Consider the following 5439-nt stretch of genomic DNA (forward strand, 5'->3'; position numbering starts at 1 on the left):
TTCAGGAGGCCTCGTTGAAGCGGAGTTTCAGGGGTTGAGCGACATGGATGTCGCGAGAGCGTTGTCGGGCCAGGGATGGCCCGTCAACGCGTGCCCCTGAAACTTCGCTTCAACGAGGGAATTTTTCGCCTAGGCGAAAAACCGGATGGAGGGGCAAGACCTTTTGGTTCCTTTTGGGGCGTTTGCCAAAAGGGACTCGCCGAGAGGCGAAACCAAATCTCCCCGCACACACCGAAGCGACGCTGAACGCCCGACAGAAAGGCAAGGTACCCGCCCGACCTCAAACCATCGGCGTACAACCGCGAACGGTTGTTCGCCCTACGCTTCTTTGGTCAAGTCGATGGTTCGCTGCGAAGCGAAACCGATCGCGGACAGAGTCCGCTCCTACCCGAAATATCGGGCCAGGGCGCGCCCTCTCCTCCGCCCGGCTCCGAAGGGAGCGGAAGCCGCCCGTGCCGGCTGACGCTCCGGTTTCATCCCGCTCCGAACCAGTCCCTCTCCCTTCAGGGAGAGGGTCAGGGAGAGGGCGAACCACCACGCAAGAGTTGATGTAGCGGACCCTGTCCGCGAACGGGGTGCGCTTCTCGCCGGAGCTACCGGTTTACGTCGCTCGGGATTTCGCTGACAAGGTCCGCTCCTACACGGGGACGCCGCAACGTGGGCCGAAAGCGCAGGTCAGTCCCGATACCCCGGCGCCACCCGATCCAGCATCCTCAGCAGCGCCGCCCAGGCCAGGTCGTAACCATCCGGGTCGCTCAGCTCGCCTTCCGCCAGCGGCCGCGCCGGGGCGTTGAATTGCTGTTCGGTGTGCCGGCAAACCTCCTCCGGCGGGATCACCAGCTCGCCGCCCGCCTGGGCCGCCAGCTGGATGTCGCAGGCCTTCTCCAGGTAGTACATGCGCAGGAATGCCTGCTGCACGGTCTGCCCCACCGTGAGCAGGCCGTGGTTGCGCAGCAGCAGGCCGAAGTGGTCGCCCAGGTCGCGCACCAGGCGCTCCTGCTCGTCCATCGACAGGGCGATGCCTTCGTAGTCGTGGTAGCCGAGCCGGCCGTAGAACTCCAGGGAAATCTGGTTCAGCGGCAGCAACCCGCAAGCCTGCGCCGCCACCGCGCAGCCGGCGCGGGTATGGGTGTGCAGCACGCACCGCGCATCGTCACGCGCTCCGTGGATGGCACTGTGGATCACGAAGCCGGCCGGGTTGACCTTGTACGGCGACGGCTCCACGGCGTGGCCGCTCAAGTCGATCTTCACCAGGCTGGAGGCGGTGATCTCGTCGAACATCAGGCCGTAGGGGTTGATCAGGAAATGGTGTTCGGGACCGGGGATGCGCACCGAGATGTGGGTGAAGATCAGGTCGGTCATGCGGTAGTGGGCGATCAGGCGGTAACAGGCCGCCAGCTCCTCGCGCAGCTTCCATTCCTCGGGCGAACAGGTGGCGCGGCTGGGCGCCTGCAGCGACGTCATGGTGTACTTCTCCTCAAGGCAGGAAGGCGCCGGGGCACCAAGGCCCCGGCGTCACGGTCACGTCTCGATCATTGCGCGGCCCAGGCGTTGAAGCGCTCTTCCAGCTCCTCGCCGTGGTCGACCCAGAACTCATCGTCCATCGCCAGGCCCTGGGGCAGGTTCTGCGTGGAGGTCGGCACCCAGCCGGCGAGGTCGGACGGCAGGCGCTCGGCGGCCTGCTTGTTGGTCGGACCATACGCAATGTGCTTCACGTAGTCGACCTGGGCATCGGGCTGGTTGGCGAAGGCGATGAAGCGCTTCGCCGAGTCGACGTGCTGCGAGCCCTTGATGATCGCCCAGTAGTCCATGCCGTACAGGCTTCCCGGCCAGATCAGCTGCAGGTTGCGCCCGCCCTTGTAGGCATCGGCGATGCGCCCGGTGTAGGTGGTCGTCATGACCACGTCACCAGCGGCAAGCCACTGGGCCGGTTGGGCGCCGGCTTCCCACCACTGCACGTAGGGCTTGATCTGGTTGAGCTTGGCGAAGGCGCGGTCGACACCGGCCTTGGTGCCCAGCTGTTTGTAGACGTCGGCGGGCTTCACGCCGTCGGCCATCAGGGCGAATTCCAGGTTGTAGATGGCGCGCTTGCGCAGGCCGCGCTTGCCGGGGAATTTCTGCACATCCCAGAAATCCGTCCAGGACTGCGGCGCCGGCTTGAGCTTGTCGGCGTCATAGGCGATGGCCACGCCCCAGACCAGCGCGGCCGAGCCGCAATCCTTGGCGGCATTGGGGATCAGCTGATCCTTGCCACCGATCTGCTGCCAGTCCAGCGGCACGAACAGGCCTTCGTCGCAGCCGCGGGCCAGGTCCGGGCCCTCGATCTGCACCACGTCCCAGTCGGCGTGGCCGGTGTCGGCCATCACCTTGATGCGCGCCATTTCGCCGTTGTATTCGCTCTGGGTCACACCAACCCCGGACTGCTTGCTGAAGGGCTGGAAGAAGGCGGCGTCCTGCGCCTTCTGGCCCGCGCCGCCGTAGCCGACCACCACCATGTTCTCGGCGGCCTGAACAGCTCCGCCACAGAGCCCGAGGGCCAGCAGCAGCGGCGAGACGGCGGTCTTGAGGAAGGAGCGCTTGTGGCAGTTGTTGCGGTGGAAAGTCATCGAGCATACCCCCAGTCGTAGGTGGCAATGGGCGCAGCCGGGATGGCCGCGCGCACGCTGGACGGGCGCGCAGGAACAACGGGCAGAGGGATATCGATTGCCAGCGGGTGGGCCCGCCATGCGAGGGGGGACCGTACGGGACGGTTCATGCGCCTCTCCTCTTGTAGTTGTTGTGGAGCACGTCGCGGTTGCTCCGGAAGAGTCCGGAAGCGGAATCGAAACTACCCAGTCACTTTTAAAAAAACAAGTTGATTTTTTACTGGCGGTAAATTTCCATAGCCACAAGTTAAACAACATTGGCTCAGACACCATTGCCAGTTTCAGGAGAAGCCGCCGTGTCCCAGGTCCGTCACTTCCAGCAATCCGCCCTGCAGTTCCAGCCCTACGGTGGGCAGGACGCCGAACGCGCCGCCATCTGCCGGCTGATCGGCCCGGCGGACAGCGAAACCATGGGCGCGGGCCTGGCCCGCTTCGACGGCGTCTCCATCGAATGGACGGTGCTCTACGACGAGCTGATCGTGGTGCTGGAAGGCAACTTCCGCCTGCGTCTGGCCGACCAGGTGATCGACGCCAAGCCGGGCGACGTGATCTGGGTCCCCGAACGCACGCCGCTGGCCTACGAAGGCGAGAAGGCTTGCGTGTTCTACGCGCTGTATCCGGTGGACTGGCAGGCGCGCAACGCCTGAGTCCGCTCTCCGGCCGCACGACGCGGCCGGCGCTTCGAAGTCGCCACAAGCTGCACCACAACAAGAATCCGGAGTTGCCCGATGAGCCAGTTCCCCCACCTCTTCAGCCCCTTGAGCATTCGCGGCAAGACGCTGAAGAACCGCATCATGTCCACCGGGCACGACACTTCGATGCCCACCGACAACCTGGTCAACGACCAGCTGGTGGCCTACCACACCGCCCGCGCCAAGGGCGGCGTCGGCCTGATCGTGCTGCAGGTCGCCGGCGTGCACGACAGCGCCCGCTATACCTCACACGTGCTGATGGCCACCGATGACGAGTGCATCCCCGGCTACCGGCGCATCGCCGAGGCCTGCCACGCCGAAGGCACCGTGGTGCTGTCGCAGGTGTTCCACCCCGGCCGGGAAATCATGGAGTCGAGCGACGGCCTGCTGGCCGTGGCCTACGCGCCGTCCGCCTCGCCCAACGAGCGCTTCCGGGTGATGCCCCGCGAGCTGAGCCAGGCGATGATCGACGAGATCGTCCAGGGCTACGCCGCCGCCGCGCGCCGCCTGCACGCTGCCGGCATCGACGGCGTGGAAGTGGTCGCCAGCCACGGCTACCTGCCGGCGCAGTTCCTCAACCCACGGGTGAACCGTCGCAGCGACGGCTATAACGGCGACCTCGACGCGCGCCTGCGCTTCACCCGCGAAGTGATCGCCGCCGTGCGCGCCGCCACTGACGCGGAGTTCATCATCGGCCTGCGCATCTCCGCCGACGAGCGCGACCCGGAAGGCCTCACCGAAGACGAATCACTGCAGGCGGTGAAGTCCCTGCAGAACGAACTGGACTACGTGCACATAGTGGCCGGCACCTCGGCCTCGCTGGGCGGCGCCATCCACATCGTCCCGCCGATGGCCATTGAAGCGGCCTACCTGGCCAACGAGGCCGGCATCTTCAAGCGCAACCTGGAAATCCCGCTGTTCGTCACCGGGCGCATCAACCAGCCGCAGGAAGGCGAGCTGATCGTCGCCCGCGGCCAGGCGGATGCCTGCGGCATGACCCGCGCGCTGATCTGCGACCCGAAGATGCCGAGCAAGACCGAAAGCGGCCACGTCGAGGACGTGCGCGCCTGCATCGCCTGCAACCAGGCGTGCATCGGCCACTTCCACCGCGGCTACCCGATTTCCTGCATCCAGCACCCGGAGACCGGCCGCGAGCTGATCTACGCCGAACGCCAGATGGCCGCCCAGCGCAAGCGGGTGCTGGTAGTCGGCGGCGGGCCCGCCGGCATGAAGGCTGCCGCCGTCGCGGCGCAGCGCGGCCATGACGTCACCCTCTGCGAAGCCACCGGCCAGCTCGGCGGGCAGGTCAACCTCGCCCAGTTGCTGCCGCGCCGCGCGGAGTTCGGCGGCGCCTCCACCAACCTGCAGCGCGAGATGCAGCTGGCCGGCGTCGAAGTGCGCCGCAACACCCGCGTCGACCGCGCACTGGTGGAAGCCGAGCGCCCGGACGTGGTCATAGTCGCCACCGGCGCCAAACCCTATCGCCCGCCTTATGAGGAAGCCGGCGAGCTGCAGGTAGTGGACGCCTGGCAGGTGCTGCGCGGCGAAGTGAAACTGGGCCGCTCGGTGCTGGTCACCGACTGGCGCGCCGACTGGATCGCCCCCGGCATCGCCGAGCGCCTGGTACGCGACGGCCACCAGGTCCACCTGGCGGTGAACGGCACCCACGCCGGCGAAAGCCTGCCGCTCTATGTCCGCGACCACCTGGCCGGCGAGCTGCACCGCCTGGGCATCGCCATCACCCCTTACGCGCGCCTGTACGGGGTCGACGACAGCACTGTGTACCTGCAGCACACCGCCAGCGGCGAGCCGATGCTGGTGGAAAACATCGACACCCTGGTGCTCTGCCAGGGCCACCAGCCGGTGGATGAACTCGCCGACGAGATCGCCGACCTCGCCGAAGTCTGCCGCATCGGCGACTGCCTGGCGCCGCGCACGGCGGAGGAAGCCATCTACGAGGGACTCAAGGCCGGTTGGGCGATCTGAGCCGCGGTTGAATGAGGCCGCTCCGGCCTTCCCGGCTTGCGCCTGAGTAGGATGGCGTGGAGCGGCGCGGTAACCCAAGAGGGCAGGGCAGCGGCAGCAAGGGGTTAGGGTCGGTT

4 protein-coding genes are annotated in these 5439 nt (G+C 66.8%); 2 read left to right on the forward strand and 2 right to left on the reverse strand.

Translation table 11 applies throughout. The features are described 5' to 3' along the window. Positions 1–675: 675 nt before the first annotated feature. Positions 676–1464 (reverse strand): class II aldolase/adducin family protein, encoded by a 789-nt coding sequence (locus ACCC94_RS27445; protein ID WP_413352753.1) that lies wholly within the window; start codon positions 1462–1464, stop codon positions 676–678. Positions 1465–1532: 68 nt separating this feature from the next. Continuing rightward, positions 1533–2606: an ABC transporter substrate-binding protein gene (locus tag ACCC94_RS27450; protein WP_413352754.1), complete on the reverse strand. Its 1074-nt coding sequence runs from the start codon at positions 2604–2606 to the stop codon at positions 1533–1535. Positions 2607–2941: 335 nt separating this feature from the next. On the opposite strand from ACCC94_RS27450, the gene ACCC94_RS27455 reads away from it, so the two are divergent. Beyond that, the gene (locus ACCC94_RS27455) at positions 2942–3292 is read left to right on the forward strand and encodes a cupin domain-containing protein (RefSeq protein WP_413352755.1); all 351 of its coding nucleotides are present in this window, start codon (positions 2942–2944) and stop codon (positions 3290–3292) included. A gap of 81 nt (positions 3293–3373) precedes the next feature. After that, a complete protein-coding gene (locus tag ACCC94_RS27460; RefSeq protein ID WP_413352756.1) occupies positions 3374–5323 on the forward strand; it encodes an FAD-dependent oxidoreductase in 1950 nt (649 codons plus the stop codon). Positions 5324–5439: the final 116 nt, after the last annotated feature.

Source organism: Pseudomonas sp. Pseusp97, from assembly GCF_047304025.1.
Lineage (GTDB): Bacteria > Pseudomonadota > Gammaproteobacteria > Pseudomonadales > Pseudomonadaceae > Pseudomonas.

Coding starts and splice junctions, on each gene's coding strand:
- ACCC94_RS27445 (WP_413352753.1), bottom strand. CDS start 1,464: ATGACGTCGCTGCAGGCGCCCAGCCGCGCCACCTGTTCGCCCGAGGAA.
- ACCC94_RS27450 (WP_413352754.1), bottom strand. CDS start 2,606: ATGACTTTCCACCGCAACAACTGCCACAAGCGCTCCTTCCTCAAGACC.
- ACCC94_RS27460 (WP_413352756.1), top strand. CDS start 3,374: ATGAGCCAGTTCCCCCACCTCTTCAGCCCCTTGAGCATTCGCGGCAAG.